This is a genomic window from Paraburkholderia sp. D1E, from assembly GCF_052682275.1.
This window is the reverse complement of the sequence record NZ_JBQYMB010000001.1, coordinates 7236794-7251975: the sequence shown is the minus strand read 5'-3', so window position 1 is coordinate 7251975 and position 15182 is coordinate 7236794. Positions and strand designations below refer to the sequence as shown.

The following is a 15182-nucleotide window of genomic DNA, read 5'->3' as shown; positions in this document are numbered from 1 at the left end:
ACAGCGGTATGACTTTGAAAAACAACAAGGTGGTCGTGGTCGGCGCGGGTCTGATGGGCACGGGCATCGCGCATGCGTTCGCGAGTTCGGGGTTCAGCACGACACTCGTCGACATGGACGAAAATGCGTTGGAACGCGCCCACAAAGGCATCGGCAAGATTCTCGACGACGGCGTGCGCCTCGGTAAATTTCAGGTCAGCGCGGCCGATGCCGCCAAGGCGCGGCTCGCCATCAAAACCGACCTCGCTTCCGCCGCGGACGGTGCGCATCTGCTGATCGAAACCGTGTCGGAGAAACTGGCAGTCAAGCAGGCGGTGGTCGCGCACGCGGCAGACGTGATGGCCGACGGCGCGCTGTACGCGACCAACACTTCGGCGCTCAGCGTGACCGAGATCGCCACGGCGGTGGCGCATCCGGAACGCGTGATCGGCATGCATTTCTTCAACCCCGTGCACAAGATGAAGCTGGTCGAACTCGTGCGCGGCCTTGCCACCAGCGACGAAACCGTCGCGCTCACGCGCGAGTATTCGGATGCGATCGGCAAGACGTCGATCATCGTCAACGAATCGCCGGGTTTGACGACGAGCCGCATGTCGGCGCTCGCCGGCAACGAGGCGATGTGGATGTTGCAGGAGGGCGCGGCCAGCGCGGAGGATATCGATACCGCGCTGCGTCTCGGCTTCAATCATCCGATGGGGCCGCTTGAGCTTGGTGACCTCACCGGCTGGGATACGCGCCTGTCGGTGCTGAGGTATCTGCATCAGACGCTCGGCGACAAGTTCCGACCGTGTCCGTTGATCATCAAGATGGTGGCTGCGGGGCGCCTGGGGCGTAAGACGGGTCACGGTGTGTATCGCTACGAAGACGGTCAGCGGGTGTCCGGCTCGGGGCTGAAGGGGAGTTCACTATGAGCAGCGATGTCGTGATCGTCGGTGCGGCGCGCACGCCGATCGGCAAGTTTCGCGGCTCGCTTGCCGGCGTGCGCGCCGATCATCTTGGCGCGCACGTAATCGATGAACTGGTCAAACGCGCCGGGCTCGCACCGGACGTCGTCAACGACGTGATCTTCGGTTGCGTCACGCAGATCGGCGAGCAGTCGGCCAATATCGCACGGACTTCTCTGCTCGGCGCGGGTTGGCCGGACAGCATTCCGGGCCTCACGATCGACCGCAAATGCGGCTCCGGAGAAGAAGCGGTGCACGTTGCCGCGGGCCTGATTGCATTCGGCGCGGCCGAGGTGGTGGTGGCCGGAGGCGCGGAAAACATGAGCCGCGTCCCGATGGGCAGCAATCGCGATCTGCATGGTGATCCGTTCGGCTGGATGGCGAGCGAACGGTACGAGCTGACGAGCCAGGGCGAAGCAGCCGAACGTCTGTGCGACGAGTGGCAACTCGGGCGCGAACAGCTCGACGCGTTCGCGGTGGAGAGTCATCGGCGTGCGGCGGCCGCAGCCGCGGAAGGCTGGTTTGCGCGCGAGATCGTCCCAGTGCCGGTGCAGCGTCTGCGCGAGAAATCGCAGGAAGGCGAAGCAGCGCTTTTCTCTGCCGATGAAACGATCCGTCCCGGCACCCACGCCGAAAAACTTGCGACGCTGAAGACGAGTTTTCGTAGCCAGGGGCGGCTGACAGCCGGCAATTCATCGCAGATATCGGACGGCGCGGCGGCCTTGCTGCTGATGTCCGCCGCCAAAGCGAAGGCACTCGGCGTGCGGGCGCGGGCACGTGTGCGGGCGGTCGCCACCGTCGGCGCCGATCCGACGCTGATGCTCACCGGTCCGATTGCCGCGACGCGTGAAGTCCTGGCGAAGGCGGGTCTCGGCATCGACGACATCGATCTGTTCGAAGTCAACGAGGCGTTTGCGTCCGTGCCGCTCGTGTGGATGAAAGAACTCGGCGTGCCGCATTCGAAGCTGAACGTGATCGGCGGGGCGATCGCGCTCGGTCATCCGCTGGGCGCGAGCGGGGCACGCATCATGACCTCGATGCTGCACGAACTGGAACGGCGTGGTGCGCGCTATGGCTTGCAGGCGATCTGCTGCGCGGGTGGCCTCGGGACGGCAACGATTATCGAGCGGCTGGACTGAACGCGAGCCGGCATATCGGGGAAAGTTCTGGAAAGCAAACGGCGCGCGATAAACAGCGCGCCGTTTTTGCATGCGGCCGAAATCAGCGACTGAAATCAGCTGCTGAAATCAGTCAGCCTGGCACTTACTTCGCGAGTTCCGCGTCGATCGCCGCCACGAGGCGCGGATCGTTCGCCGTCACATCGGGGGCAAAACGCGCGACCACGTCGCCGTTGCGGTTCAGCAGAAACTTTTCGAAATTCCATAGCACTTCGACCGGATCACCCGATTCGACGCCATAGCCTTTCAGGCGCTCACGAAACGGACCGTCGCCGATCGCGGACGGTTGCGCGCCTGTCAGTGCCGTATACAGCGGATGCTTGTCTTCACCCTTCACCGAAATCTTCGAGAACAGCGGGAAGTGCACGTCGTAGCTGGTCGAACAGAACGATTTGATTTCATCGTCCGAGCCCGGCTCCTGACCCTTGAAGTTGTTAGCGGGAAAACCCAGCACTTCAAGACCGGCTGCGTGCTTGTCCTGATAGAGGCTTTCCAGCCCCGTGTACTGCGGCGTTAGCCCGCATTTCGACGCTACATTGACGACCAGCAGCACTTTGCCGCGATACTGCGCGAGGTTGCCGGGTGCGCCGTCGATAGTATTAACAGGAATGTCGTAAATCGATGTGCTCATTGCGAGTCCTCTGGTTGCAGACAGGTGAAAAAATTCTAATCTGCACTGTACGTGATTCTGTTCGATCGCGTGCGGCGTGCTCTCAGGCGAACGCCGGACTACTGCTTGATGAAGTAGCGCACGAATAGGTGGCCGGCCGCGAAGCGAAAGAGCTCGACCGTTTCGATCACACGCCCGGTGCCGACCACCACATTACGCACGTAGCAGGCAGCTTCATTGCCGTTGATGATCTTCGCTACCGGTTCGGCGCGGATATTCGTCCGCTGGTTCTCCCACATATGCTCGAGTACCGACCAACCGTCTTGTGGTGGGCGGCCGATGTATTCGATCGTGAGTCCTGCGGACGCAACGCGTCGATAAGCATCGAAGAATGCGGCCTTGTCGCCGGCGTTCCAGTGTTCGGTCTGGTCGTGGAGAAAGGCTGCGATAGTTTCGGCGGATTCGGTAGTGGACATGATCGCTTCGTTTGAAAGGAATACTGCTTCGCGCTTCAAAGACGCTTCAAAGACGCTTCAAAGACGCTTCAAAGACGCTTCAAAGACGCTTCAAAGACGCTTCAAAGACGCTTCAAAGACGCTTCAAAGACGCATCGGAGACACGTCAAAGATCCGCACCGCGCACATTGCGCGCTGTGCCGTTGCGTCGATCGGATTCGCCCCATCCAAGCCAGCGATCCGGCTCGCGCGTATCGCCGACGCGGCGCCAGCGGCCTTCCTGCTGTGCTGTAATCGGAAAGCCGCCGACAAAGTCGATCATCTCGCCTTTCGGGCAGGGCAGATACTCCCACTCTTCATGCCCGTCGAGCACGATACGCGCGCTTTCGACGAAGTAGCTGCCGTCCTTGTGCGTGACGCTGCCCTCGATATTGGTGGTGGTGCGGATTTCGCCCTTGTGGTTCTGGAAAATCGCATAGCCGAGATTCTCGTGACCGACCATGAAGGAGCCTGCGTCCCACGTGCCGTCCTTGTAGACGGTGGCGAACGACCACCAGATCACATGCATCTTGTTGTTGACGACAAGGTCCTTCTTGAAGTGGATCGCGCCGCCTTCGGCCATATACGCCTGGTCGAAACACATCAAGCCTTTGACCTTGCGGCCGTCGCAGGTGCCGGCGATATCGTAGATCTGCGAGACATAGAACGTGCCCCATTCCGGGCCCGGCAGATACCACTGCATGCCCTGACCGAGCAATGGGCCGCTCAGATCGAACAAACCGTCTTCCCGCCAGCTCAGGCGTTCGCCGGATGCCGTCAATCGCCACGCGGCGCCTGTCTCTCCTTCGAGGCTCGACCAGCAGGCCGTATCGCCGTCGAGCCAGCGCCTGGGGAACAGCGTCATCGCGCGCGGCTCGATACGCGATTTGTCGATGCGTAGATGCTGGCCATCCACCTGCGTCGACAGGTAAACAAATTTGGTCGGATTCGGCGTGCTGCCGGGTTCGTTGACGGCACGCACGAATGCATAGATTTCACCGTCTTCGTCGCGCACGCAACCGAACGGCATGCCCTTGGTCAGTTGCAGCCCGTAAAAGCCGCGCAGATCGTGCATGGCGCGGCCGCTTACTTTGTGTGGCGCGACAAGCGTCTGGAAGGTGAAATTGCCGCGCTCTGGAAGAGTGTCGAAGTGCTTCATGGTCTTTTTCGAGGGAATTCATGCTGTAAGGATGCGCGAGGTGCAAGTGCGCCGATAGACAACGCGCTGTCAGTCCGAGTATCAGTCCCAGATGACCGGCACGGACTTCGCGCCACGCAACTGAGCGCCGGCGATTTTCGGCGCGGGCTTGCCGGGATCCAGCCGCACGTTCGGGAACAGATCGAGAATCGCGTTCACCGCGCACTGCAATTCGACCTTGGCGACAAACTGGCCGATGCACATATGCGTGCCGAAACCGAAGCCGAAAGAAGGCTTGGGTTTGCGGTCGATATCGAAGGTATCGGGGTTGTCGAACGCATCTTCGTCGCGGTTCGCGGAGATCACCATGCACTGCACCAGCGCGCCCTTGGGCACCTGCACGCCGCCAATCTCGACGTCGCGCGCCGCCTGCCGCACCTTGAAGGTGGCGACCGGTTCGAAACGCACGGCTTCGTCGATCAGACGCGGGATCAGCGCGCGATCGTTGCGCACGCGCTCGACCAGTTCGGGACGCTCGAGCAGCAGCGCCATGACCGAGCTGAAGGTGCGTGTGGTGGTCTCGCCGGCCGCGGGCAGCAGGGAGCGCACGAAGGTGGTCACTTCGTGATCGTCGAGCATGTGGCCTTCGTACTCCGCGCGCATGAGGCGGCTGATCAGGTCGTCGCCGTGGGCGCCTTCCGCGCGGCGCTGCACCACCACTTCTTTCACCGCGTCGTAGAGATGTTTGACGGCCGCTCCGGCGAGTGGCCCATAGATCCTGATCTTCTCAGGGTCGATCTGATTGCCGGCCACCATCGAAAGCGCCCACGTTGCGTATTGATTGAAGCGCGCGGTGTCGTCGGTCGGGAAGCCCATCAGCGCGTACATCTCGCGAATCGGGAAGTACAGGCCGAAGTCCATCAGTTCGGCCTGCTTCTTCGGCAGCAGCGGCTCGAGAAAATCCTGACGGATCACACGGTCGAGTTCGGGCCGCCAGCGGTTCACCGTCTCCGGCATGAATACAGGCTGCAGCAGGCCTCGCGCGCGGCGATGGGCGTCGCCGTCCATCGCCAGCACGATCAGGCCGTCGAAGAACGCGCCGAGACCTTCGGCGATGAAGCCGCTGGTGAAGGTCGTGGCATCCCGCATCACGGCCATTACGTCCTGATACTTGAAGAGCGTCACCGCGCATTGCGCCGCTTTGGCGCCCGCATTGGTCGGCACGCCGAGCCGTGTGGCGACGAAATCGCCTTGCATTACAGGCTGCGTATGGCGCATTTCGCGGCAAAGCGCCTGCAAATCGAGGTCGGGGCCCCGGAAGGTGTCGGAGACAGCGTGATAGGCCGCCTCCAGATCGAGCGTGAGGCCTTCCTGCGTGGGTGCGTTCATGTGTCTCCTCATGGGTCTTCTTTCGGCCCGGCTGCTCAACGTGGCGATGGGCAATCGGGCCTGGTAACGTCAGCGGACGCGCTGTCCGTCTTGCTGTGCAGCTTAGCGAGCAATGCCCGCGCTGTCCGCCGGGTTCGTTTGACGCGCCGTCAAACGGGACGCGCTACGGGTTCGTCGCTATAGGCGCGCCGTGTCGAACGGCTTATATAGACATATTGTACAAAAATGTTCATATATAGGCTGTGATGTCGTACGCTCAAACGGTGGACCCGAACGTCTCAGATCTCTACAGCGTGGCCAGCGGCGGCAAGCTGGTGCGTCGCGAGCGCATGGCGCCGGCCCATTTGTCGGTAGACGCGCATCTGACCACGCCATCGATCGAGGTCAATGTGCGCACGTTTACGCTCGACGGCCCGCTCGATGCGGTATTCCATCCGGCGATGGGCTATCTGGACCTGGCACTCGATTCGCGCGAACGCGGCGCGTGCGGCGCATTTCGCGGCATCCCTGGCGGCACCTTCGGTGCAGGCGCTGGCGAAACGGCATTTGGCCGGCTGGGCGAGTGTGTGCTGGTGCCGCCCGGTCAGACCTTCCATGTGCGTTGTGATGCGATGCAACGGCGCGTGGTCTGCTGCATGTTCGAACCCGCGCGTTTCGATCAACTGCGCGACTGGCAATGGGATACCGCCCGGCTCGAACTGTGCCGCGATTTGCGGGTGACCCAGGTACGCGACGCGATGCTGCAACTGGCCGCTGAAGCGCTTAGTCCAGGCTTTGCCAGCGCGGCGCTCGCAGAAAGTCTGTTGATGTCGATGCTCGTGCATATCGCGCGGCATGTTCGCGGCATCGATCCGCGTGCGGACCAGGGCGAGGGCAGCAAGCTCGCGTCCTGGCAGTTGCGCCTGATCCGCGAGCGCGTCGAGGGTGCGTACGGACCGTCGCCCGGTGTGATCGAACTGGCGCAGGCATGCCGTATCAGCGCGCGGCACCTGTCGCGCACTTTCAGGAACAGCACCGGCGCGACGTTGAGCGCGTTTATCGCCGATGCGCGTATCCGCCAGGCCAAAGGACGGCTGGCCGATGCCGACGTGCTGATCAAAACGGTTGCATACGAATGCGGTTTCACCAGCGCCGCGGCATTCGGCGCGGCGTTTCGCAAGGTCACCGGCCGTACGCCGCGGGCCTATCGACTCGATCTGCTGGGCTTGCGAACGGCGCCTGAGCACGACATGTCCGTTCGACGATAGTTTGACCGCGCAGCGCGGCAACTAGCGATTCTATTCGGCGGCTCGTTTTCATAGCATTCAGACACGCACCGCGAATCATTCCGCGCGCGGTCCGAATAGTCCAGACAGCCCGAACGGAGACACCATGTCCACGCTGTATACGCAGCTCCTTGCCGATCCCGCCGCACTCGTCACCGCGTGCTATGACGACGCCTTCCGTCTCACCCCGCAGCAGATCCAGGACATACAACTGAGCGGCGCCCGCCGGCGGTTCGGCGAAATGCGCGCAAAAATTCCGGTGCTGGATCGTCTCGCCGCGGAGCAGGGCATCGACGCGATCAACAGCATCGACGACGTCGCCCCCTTGCTGTTCGCGCACACGGTGTACAAGTCGTATCCGCTGTCGTATCTCGAGCGCGGCCAGTTCGACAAGCTCACGCGCTGGCTCAACGGTTTGACCACGGAAGACCTGAGCCAAGTGGACGCATCCGGCGTCAAGCTGATCGACGACTGGATCGATCTGCTCGACGCCCAAACTAATTTGCGCGTGTTCCATACGTCGGGCACCACGGGCAAACTGTCGTTTCTGCCGCGCACCGACCGCGAGTGGCGCCAGAACATTACGCTGTCGGCGAGCCGCATTCGTGACTGGCGCGGTCCGGGTAGTGGCCCGGATCTGATTGCGAATCCGCGTCCATTGATTGCGCCGACCTATCGCAAGGGCGCGAGCGCCGCCGCGCGCGGCAGCGGCTATCAGGTCGAGATGTACGCGGGCGGCGAGCACAACGCATTGTTCATGTACCCCGACGCGCGTTTTTCCGCGGATGTCGCCTCGCTATCGGGCCGTCTCGCCGCAGCCGAGGCGCAAGGTGAACTCGGCTCGCTACACATTTCCGATGCCTTGCTGGCCAAACGCGATGAACTCGTGCGGGTAGAGCGCGAACGTCCCGAGCAACTGCGCAAGTTCTTTGCCGAGGCGATCGCCCGCTTCGCCGGCCGTGACGTCTACATGGGCGCGGTCTGGACGATCCTGTACGAGACTGCCGCCGAAGGTCTGGCGCGGGGCGCCCGCCAGGTGTTTGGCAACGGCAGCGTGTTGCACACGGGCGGCGGCAAGAAAGGCAAGAACATGCCCGACAACTGGCGCGAGCAACTCGTCGAGTTCCTTGGCTTCGACAACTTCTACGAGTTCTACGGCTGCAGCGAACAGATGGGTTTCTGCATGCGCTGCGAGGAAGGCCATTACCACGTACCGCCCACCACCATCGCGTTCCTGCTCGATCCGGCGACCGGCAAACCGCTGCCACGCAAAGACGGTTTAACGGGTCGCTTCGCCTCGCTCGATCTGTTGCCGGGCACCTACTGGGCGGGCCTCGTGACCGGCGACGAAATCACGCTGCACGGTTACGAGAAACCCTGCCGTTGCGGTCGCAGTGGCCCCTATCTGCTCGCAGCGATCCGCCGCTACAGCGAGAAAGAAGGCGGCGACGACAAAGTGATTTGCGCAGGCGCCCCGGCCGCGCACGACGAAGCGCTCAACTTTCTGACCGAACTCTCCGAGTAAGCCAATCATGACCACTTCCTACAACGTGCCGCTGATCATTCGCGGCAAGCTCATCGAAGGCGATGCGCTGACATTTGGCGGCCGTCGCGGCGGCGTTTCTTTTACCGCGCCGGACGTGAGCCGCCATGTCGACGAACTGACCCTGCGCGCGCCGTCGCAAATGGCCGACCTGTACACGCTGAGTCTCGAGCAGATCGTCGACTATCTGGTCGAACTCGGCCAGCACCTCAATTTTGCTGACAACCGTCATTTGCAGCAGGCCTTCGAACTGTCGTGCGCCACGTCCGGGCTGTCGGAAAGCATTCTGCGCTTTCACTACACACGCACGCCGCGCCTCTTTCAACGCGAGGAGTTGTACAACATCGTCGCGCGTTCAGTCGGCGCCGAGTATCTGGAAGGCTGGGTCGAGCAGCCGGGCAGTCTGCCGGGCGTCACGGCGCGCACCCGTGCATTCGGCGCGCGCTGCGTTCACGTGATTGCGGGTAATGCGCCGGTGGTCGCGGTACTGACGCTGATTCGCAATGCGCTCACACGCTCGGACGCGATCATCAAGGCGCCGTCGAACGATCCGCTGACGTCGATGGCGCTGGCCCGCACGATGATCGACATGGCGCCGGATCATCCGCTGACGAAACATCTGAGCGTCGCGTACTGGAAAGGGGGCGATGAAGCGGTGGAGCGGCATATCTACGATCCCCGCAAGGTCGAGAAGCTGATTGCATGGGGCGGTTTCGATTCGGTCAAGCACATCACGCGCTATCTGCAACCTGGCCTCGATCTGATCACGCTCGATCCGAAACTGAGCGGCACGATCATCGGCCGCGAAGCCTTCGCCGACGAGACGACGCTGGCCAGCGTGGCGAGGCGTCTGGCGCTCGACGTCGGTGCGCAGAACCAGGAGGCTTGTGTAAGCGCGCGCGTGATCTACGTGCAGTCAGGCACCGATGAAGCCGGCCTCGCGCGGTGCGCCAAGCTTGCCGAACTCACGTTTGCGGCACTGCAAACCTTGCCCGAGAATCTTTCCACTCCCCACAAGGCTTTTGATCCGCTGCTGAAAGAAGAACTCGACGGCATCCGCATGATGGGGGACGACTACACGGTCTTCGGCGGCAGAAGCAATGAAGGTGCGTTGATCGTCTCGCGCGACGGCGCGCCGGTCAGCTTCTCGCGCATCCTCGGTTGCCGCGTGGGCAATCTGGTGCCGATCGATGAAATCGACACCGCCGTGCGTTCGGTCAACGCGTATACGCAGACCATCGGTATTTTTCCAGAAGCGCTCAAACACAGGTTGCGCGACCGGCTCGCGTATCAGGGCGCGCAACGGCTGGTCTCGCTCGGCGCGGCCGCCACCTTGCAGCACAACCTCGATCGCCAGGATGCGATCGAACCGATTCGCCGCACCGTGAAATGGGTCACCGAAGAGACGGCCGATCCAGGGCTGGTGGAATCGCTGGCGGGCTAAGCGCGGTCGCGCCGCGATTGCGCAATCAACTTTAAACGAAGGAGCGAAACCTATGAATTCGATAGACGGCAAAGTCATCATGATTACCGGGGCGAGCAGCGGCATCGGCGAAGCGAGCGCCAGACGGCTGGCGCAGCAGGGCGCCAAACTCGTGTTGGCCGCGCGGCGCGCGGATCGCCTGAAGCATCTGGCGGAGCAACTCGGCGGCGACGCCAACGTGCTGTGGGCCGCTACCGACGTCACGCAATCAGCCGATCTGCAACAACTCGCGCAGAAGGCGCGCGACCGCTTCGGCCGCGTCGACGTGCTGGTCAACAATGCGGGCATCATGCCTGTATCGATGATTGCGCAAGGCTGCGTCGACGACTGGAACCGCATGATCGACGTGAACATCAAGGGCGTGCTGTATGGCATCCACGCGGTGCTCGGCGGCATGCTCGAACAGGGCGCCGGACATGTGATCAATATTTCGTCGGTGGCGGGATTGACGGTGGGGCCGGGTGGCGCTGTCTATTCGGCGACCAAATTCGCGGTGCGTGCGATCAGCGAGGGGTTGCGTCAGGAATGCGCGGGCAAGGTGCGCGTGACCTCGATCTGTCCAGGTCTCGTCGCGAGCGAACTCACCGACAGCATTACGGTGCCGGCTTTCCGCGAGCGCGCGCAAAAACTGTTCGAGGGCGCCATGTCGCCGGACGTGATCGCCGACGCAATCGTCTACGCGATTGCGCAACCGGAACATGTTGCGGTCAATGAGATCGTCGTGCGGCCGCTCTCGCAAAGTTTCTGAAGCGGAGAATGACCGGCGGTGTGAGAACGAGGCGCCTTTTACCGTCGATCAGCACTACAATGCATTAGTCGAACACCGCTGCGGACTGCGCCGGGAAGGGCGTATTCAACCGCTTCAGCGGTGCTTCGTTTTCCCTGCATCGCGTGCTGCCTATCCATGCCTTCGACGCTTACCGATACCGCCGCGCCGTCCACGTCCGCGGCACTTGCCTCGCCCTCACGAAAGCGGGCCACGCTCAGCCGTCTATTGAAAGAGGCGCGCCTGGCGTTTTCGGAGAAGGGCCTCGCGGGCGCACGTGTGGACGATATCGCGCGGGCAGCGGGCGTGACCAAGCAGCTCGTCTATCACTATTTCAGCAGCAAGGAACAGTTGTTCGCCAGCGTGCTCGACGAGTCCGCGCAAGACATACTCGCTGATCTGCTGGCGCTCGAACTCGATCACCTGCCGCCGGTGGAGGCATTGCGGGTTTTCCTGCAACACGCAATCGATCAATACCGGCTCGACCCGGCGCTCGGCTCCCTGGCGCAGGAGAGCCTGCGGTTTCACGAGCACAACACGCATCCCGTCGAACGCAATCGTTTCGTCGATCTGGCGCCCGCGCTGGTTGCGCAGATGGAGCGTATCCTGCAGCGCGGGGCGGCGAGCGGCGAGTTTCGTGACGGCGTGGATGCGCGCATGTTCTACGCCGCGTGCGCGCTGCTGACTACCGGCGGCTTCACCAATCACTACACGGTGTCCGCGGTCGCCGGTTTCGATACGACGTCCGCGGCGGGCGCGGCGGCATGGCGTGAATTCTCGGTGGACTTCGTGCTGTCCTCGTTGCTTGCCAGCGACCGGCCACCGCTGAAGCGGCCGGCTTTGACGGCTTTAGCAGACGCCCCACGCGGCAAGAATCGCCATCACGAAGCCTGATTGGGCCGTACCACGCCGCTCTGCTTTGCCGAGATAGCGTTGCACACGTTGCGCGGCGATGCGGCCCGGCATGCCGTTCACGCCGCCACCCGGATGAATGCCAGCGCCCCCGAAGTACAAACCGCGTACCGGCAACGTCGCGCCACCCAGCCCGTACGCAGGCCGGAATTTGTTCGAGCGCATCGTGCTGGTGTCGATATGCACCACGCAACCATTAACGGTGTTCAGCCGTTGCGTGAAATCCGGCGCCGCCTCCATGCGGCGCGCAATCTCAAACTCTTTCAACCCGTCCACGTAGTCGCTTGCCTGGTCGATCACCTGCTGCGTCACGCGTTCGCGAATCGCATCCCAGCCTTCGCGTGGCTGGGTCGGCATGGCGGGCGGATAAAGATACACCGTGTCCTGTCCGGCAGGCGCCTGTGACGGGTCGACCGCGCTCGGCGCGGTGATCGTCAGATAGGGCAAGGTGGGGACTTCGCCACGCGCCGACGCACGGAAGTTTTCCAGCACGGCTTCCGTGGTGCCGATCAGCAAGCAGGTCTTGCGCAGATCGAGACCGTCGCCGCGTTTAGCTTCGAAACGTTTGAGCGATATCTGGCCGCGCAGGGCCATGTCGACCTTCAGTGGCGACGCGCCGTGCGCGTTGGCCGGCGCATGCGCCATGCGCGTCAGGAGGCGTTTTTCGACCCGGCCGGGCGTAACCAGTTCCAGCGCGATCTTCGGGTGACAACTCGCGATGACCGCATGCGCATAGAATGTGCGGCCGTCGGTGAGACGGACGCCACGCGCCGCGTATTCGTCGGCGATGATCTCCGCGACGCTTGCCGAGGTCATCACTTCGCCGCCCAGTTCCCGCAGCCGCGCGGCCATCGCATTGGACAGCGTCTGCATGCCGCCGACCACACGGCCCACACCGAAGCGGTGCAAAAAGCCGAGCAGCGCGTAATAGATGCCGCTGCCGTCAGCCGTGATGGGACCGGCGAGGCCGGTCAGGCAACACATCGCGGAGATCGTCACCGGGTGCTCGAAATGTTCCTGTGCGGCCTGATAAGCTGAACCGGTGAGCAATGCCATCAGTTCGGGTTTCAGCTTGCGATTGCGCAGCGCCGCCTTGAAGGCCTCGAATTTCGCGCCGAGGTTTTTTTCCGCCGGGTCGACGCGCATCATCGGAACCGCCATGTCGATGAAGGCGAACACGACCTTGATGAAGGAGAGAAACGCGTCGGCGTCTTTCGGGCTATAGCGGCGAATCTCGGCGGCGGTCTTCTCCGGATCGCGCCAGAACACCAGCGAACTGCCATCCGGATGCAAATAGACGTAACCCGGCGTCAGTTCGATCTGACGAAAGCCGTGCCGTTCGAGCTGCAATTCAGCGGGCACGCGCGGATGCACGCGCATCGACATCATGTCGAGCGCACACGGATGAACCATGTGCTGTGGCGCACCTTCCAGCAGATAGCCCGACGAAGCCATGCCGCCCACCTTGTCGAGCGCTTCGAGCACCAGCACCTTCTTGCCCGCCTCGGCGAGATAGCAGGCCGCGGATAGCCCGTTATGGCCGCCGCCGACGATCAACGCGTCGTAAGTTTTTTCTGTTGCCATGTGTCTCCGTCCTTTTTGTTGTCAGGGTGCATGGGCGTTTGCGTCGATCGCAGTGTGCGCCTTTTGTCTTGCCTCCATTCCTTAAGTGGATCACAATCTACAAATCTGTTCAATATAATGCGCTGACCCCGGGTCAAACGGTTATCAGGCTGATCCCTAAGTCCGCGCGCCGAATATCAACGATGGAGACAGGCATGAGCACACCCGCCGCAGCAACTTCGCTCGAGAGCGCCTTCGCCGGCGTCGCCGACAACTACAAAGGCAGCGACGTCGATCTGCACGCGATTTACCGTGACATGCGCCGCAATTCGCCGGTCATCGCGGAAGACTTCATGGCGCGCCTGGGCGTGCCGAACATTGCCGGTCTCGATGCGAACCGGCCCACGTTTACGCTGTTCAAGTACAAGGACGTGATGTCGGTGTTGCGCGATGCCACCCACTTCACGAGCGGCTTTATCGCCGAAGGACTCGGCGCGTTCTTCGACGGCCTGATCCTGACCGGCATGGACGGCGAAGCGCATCGCCGCGCTCGCTCGCTGTTGCAGCCGGTCTTCATGCCGGATGTGGTGAACCGCTGGCGCGAGACGAAGATGGCGCCGATCGTGCGCAGCGAATACATCGAGCCAATGGTGCCGAAGCGCCGCGCCGATCTGATGAACTTCGGCCTGCATTTCCCGATCCGTTTGATCTATTCGCTGATCGGTTTTCCCGACAATCGTCCTGAACAGATCGAGCAATATGCTGCGTGGGCGCTGGCGATTCTGGCGGGCCCGCAGGTCGATGCCCAGAAAGCCGCCCAGGCGCGCAAAGCGGCGATGGAAGCCGCTCAGGCACTCTACGACGCGGTCAAGCTCGAAGTGACCGAAGTGCGCAAGAACGGCGCGCAAGGCGACGACCTGATTTGCCGGCTGATCCGCGCGGAGTACGAAGGACGCTCTCTGGATGACCACGAAGTGGCGACTTTCGTGCGCTCCTTGCTGCCGGCGGCGGGTGAGACCACCACGCGCACGTTCGGCTCGCTGATGGTGGCGTTGCTGGAGCGGCCCGAACTTCTCGAGCGGGTGCGCGCGGATCGCAGCCTCGTGCCGAAAGCGATCGACGAAGCCGTGCGTTTCGAACCGGTAGCGACGTTCAAGGTGCGCCAGGCGGCGCAGGACACGGAGATCGGCGGCTTCAGCATTCCGAAGGGCGCGATGGTGCAATGTATCGTGTCGTCGGCGAATCGCGATGAAGAGGTGTTCGAGAACAGCGAGAGCTTCGATATCGATCGCAAGCTCAAGCCGTCGTTCGGCTTCGGCTTTGGTCCGCACATGTGCATCGGGCAGTTCATCGCCAAGGTCGAACTTGCGGTGGCGGTGAATACCATTCTCGACTTGCTGCCGAACCTGCGGCTCGATCCGGATATGCCGAAGCCGCAGATTGTCGGCGCCCAATTGCGCGGGCCGCATGCGTTGCATGTGATCTGGGATTGAGGAACGAATCCGGCGACGGATTGAAAAAGGCGACCCGCAGGTCGCCTTTTTACTACTACAACGATCTTCGCTCAGATCTGCGAGGCGGGAAGATGCACGACGAGACCGTCGAGTTCCTGAGTCATGGTCAGCATGCATGACAACCGGCTATTGACACGGCGCGGCTCGGCCGTGCTGTCGAGCATCGCGTCTTCCATATCGTCGATGGGCGGCAATCTGTCTCGCCATGCTTCTTCGACAAACACGTGGCAGGTGCAGCATTGGCACGCGCCGCCACAGTCGCCGCTAATCCCGGCGATGTTGCGTTCGAGCGCACTTTGCATCACCGTCGCACCAATGGCCGTGTCGACGTCGGTGCGCGAGCCGTCGTGCGTGATGTATGAGAGTTTGGGCATGGTCGTCTC

At 62.4% G+C, this 15182-nt stretch carries 14 protein-coding genes; 8 read left to right on the top strand and 6 right to left on the bottom strand.

The window, feature by feature from the left end; translation table 11 throughout:
• Positions 1–8: 8 nt before the first annotated feature.
• Both ACUN0E_RS32585 and ACUN0E_RS32580 read left to right on the top strand, forming a co-directional pair.
• Positions 9–911 carry a 3-hydroxyacyl-CoA dehydrogenase gene (locus ACUN0E_RS32585; protein ID WP_408195694.1) on the top strand — a complete coding sequence of 301 codons (903 nt, stop codon included), beginning with the start codon at positions 9–11 and terminating at the stop codon, positions 909–911.
• Entirely contained in the window at positions 908–2083 is a 1176-nt protein-coding gene (locus ACUN0E_RS32580) for a thiolase family protein (protein WP_445569159.1), read from the top strand. Before ACUN0E_RS32585 ends, ACUN0E_RS32580 begins: the two co-directional genes overlap by 4 nt.
• Positions 2084–2207: 124 nt before the next feature.
• Here the strand turns inward: ACUN0E_RS32580 and ACUN0E_RS32575 are convergent, their stop codons facing one another.
• From ACUN0E_RS32575 to ACUN0E_RS32560, 4 genes are all read right to left on the bottom strand, one after another.
• Positions 2208–2753, bottom strand: coding sequence for a glutathione peroxidase (locus ACUN0E_RS32575; RefSeq protein ID WP_408195696.1), 546 nt, complete (start codon positions 2751–2753; stop codon positions 2208–2210).
• 98 nt (positions 2754–2851) lie between these two features.
• A complete protein-coding gene (locus ACUN0E_RS32570) occupies positions 2852–3208 on the bottom strand; it encodes a nuclear transport factor 2 family protein (protein ID WP_408195697.1) in 357 nt (118 codons plus the stop codon).
• Positions 3209–3353: 145 nt separating this feature from the next.
• Positions 3354–4385, bottom strand: coding sequence for a hypothetical protein (locus ACUN0E_RS32565; protein ID WP_445569158.1), 1032 nt, complete (start codon positions 4383–4385; stop codon positions 3354–3356).
• Between the two features lie 81 nt (positions 4386–4466).
• The gene (locus ACUN0E_RS32560; RefSeq protein ID WP_408195699.1) at positions 4467–5753 is read right to left on the bottom strand and encodes a cytochrome P450; all 1287 of its coding nucleotides are present in this window, start codon (positions 5751–5753) and stop codon (positions 4467–4469) included.
• A 245-nt stretch (positions 5754–5998) separates the two neighbouring features.
• On the opposite strand from ACUN0E_RS32560, the gene ACUN0E_RS32555 reads away from it, so the two are divergent.
• From ACUN0E_RS32555 to ACUN0E_RS32535, 5 genes are all read left to right on the top strand, one after another.
• On the top strand, positions 5999–7000 hold the full coding sequence (locus ACUN0E_RS32555) for a helix-turn-helix transcriptional regulator (RefSeq protein ID WP_445569157.1): 1002 nt from the start codon (positions 5999–6001) through the stop codon (positions 6998–7000).
• A gap of 124 nt (positions 7001–7124) precedes the next feature.
• Positions 7125–8543 (top strand): hypothetical protein, encoded by a 1419-nt coding sequence (locus ACUN0E_RS32550; RefSeq protein ID WP_445569156.1) that lies wholly within the window; start codon positions 7125–7127, stop codon positions 8541–8543.
• A gap of 7 nt (positions 8544–8550) precedes the next feature.
• Positions 8551–10005: an acyl-CoA reductase gene (locus tag ACUN0E_RS32545; protein ID WP_445569155.1), complete on the top strand. Its 1455-nt coding sequence runs from the start codon at positions 8551–8553 to the stop codon at positions 10003–10005.
• A 52-nt stretch (positions 10006–10057) separates the two neighbouring features.
• Positions 10058–10792, top strand: coding sequence for an SDR family oxidoreductase (locus ACUN0E_RS32540; protein WP_408195703.1), 735 nt, complete (start codon positions 10058–10060; stop codon positions 10790–10792).
• Positions 10793–10948: 156 nt separating this feature from the next.
• Complete coding sequence (locus ACUN0E_RS32535) at positions 10949–11704, top strand: TetR/AcrR family transcriptional regulator (protein ID WP_445569154.1); 756 nt, start codon at positions 10949–10951, stop codon at positions 11702–11704.
• Here the strand turns inward: ACUN0E_RS32535 and ACUN0E_RS32530 are convergent.
• Complete coding sequence (locus tag ACUN0E_RS32530; RefSeq protein ID WP_445569153.1) at positions 11660–13306, bottom strand: phytoene desaturase family protein; 1647 nt, start codon at positions 13304–13306, stop codon at positions 11660–11662. The two genes, ACUN0E_RS32535 and ACUN0E_RS32530, sit on opposite strands and share 45 nt — an antisense overlap.
• A gap of 194 nt (positions 13307–13500) precedes the next feature.
• Here ACUN0E_RS32530 and ACUN0E_RS32525 point away from each other — a divergent pair, with 194 nt between their 5' ends.
• On the top strand, positions 13501–14778 hold the full coding sequence (locus ACUN0E_RS32525; protein WP_445569152.1) for a cytochrome P450: 1278 nt from the start codon (positions 13501–13503) through the stop codon (positions 14776–14778).
• Between the two features lie 71 nt (positions 14779–14849).
• Here ACUN0E_RS32525 and ACUN0E_RS32520 read toward each other — a convergent pair whose 3' ends face one another.
• On the bottom strand, positions 14850–15173 hold the full coding sequence (locus tag ACUN0E_RS32520) for a 2Fe-2S iron-sulfur cluster-binding protein (RefSeq protein WP_408195707.1): 324 nt from the start codon (positions 15171–15173) through the stop codon (positions 14850–14852).
• Between the last annotated feature and the right edge of the window lie 9 nt (positions 15174–15182).

Excerpts from the sequence above, each read along its gene's own strand:
- ACUN0E_RS32555 (WP_445569157.1), top strand. The coding sequence starts at position 5,999 with ATGTCGTACGCTCAAACGGTGGACCCGAACGTCTCAGATCTCTACAGC.
- ACUN0E_RS32540 (WP_408195703.1), top strand. The coding sequence starts at position 10,058 with ATGAATTCGATAGACGGCAAAGTCATCATGATTACCGGGGCGAGCAGC.
- ACUN0E_RS32585 (WP_408195694.1), top strand. The coding sequence starts at position 9 with ATGACTTTGAAAAACAACAAGGTGGTCGTGGTCGGCGCGGGTCTGATG.
- ACUN0E_RS32565 (WP_445569158.1), bottom strand. The coding sequence starts at position 4,385 with ATGAAGCACTTCGACACTCTTCCAGAGCGCGGCAATTTCACCTTCCAG.
- ACUN0E_RS32550 (WP_445569156.1), top strand. The coding sequence starts at position 7,125 with ATGTCCACGCTGTATACGCAGCTCCTTGCCGATCCCGCCGCACTCGTC.
- ACUN0E_RS32545 (WP_445569155.1), top strand. The coding sequence starts at position 8,551 with ATGACCACTTCCTACAACGTGCCGCTGATCATTCGCGGCAAGCTCATC.
- ACUN0E_RS32520 (WP_408195707.1), bottom strand. The coding sequence starts at position 15,173 with ATGCCCAAACTCTCATACATCACGCACGACGGCTCGCGCACCGACGTC.
- ACUN0E_RS32525 (WP_445569152.1), top strand. The coding sequence starts at position 13,501 with ATGAGCACACCCGCCGCAGCAACTTCGCTCGAGAGCGCCTTCGCCGGC.
- ACUN0E_RS32575 (WP_408195696.1), bottom strand. The coding sequence starts at position 2,753 with ATGAGCACATCGATTTACGACATTCCTGTTAATACTATCGACGGCGCA.
- ACUN0E_RS32535 (WP_445569154.1), top strand. The coding sequence starts at position 10,949 with ATGCCTTCGACGCTTACCGATACCGCCGCGCCGTCCACGTCCGCGGCA.
- ACUN0E_RS32580 (WP_445569159.1), top strand. The coding sequence starts at position 908 with ATGAGCAGCGATGTCGTGATCGTCGGTGCGGCGCGCACGCCGATCGGC.
- ACUN0E_RS32530 (WP_445569153.1), bottom strand. The coding sequence starts at position 13,306 with ATGGCAACAGAAAAAACTTACGACGCGTTGATCGTCGGCGGCGGCCAT.
- ACUN0E_RS32570 (WP_408195697.1), bottom strand. The coding sequence starts at position 3,208 with ATGTCCACTACCGAATCCGCCGAAACTATCGCAGCCTTTCTCCACGAC.
- ACUN0E_RS32560 (WP_408195699.1), bottom strand. The coding sequence starts at position 5,753 with ATGAACGCACCCACGCAGGAAGGCCTCACGCTCGATCTGGAGGCGGCC.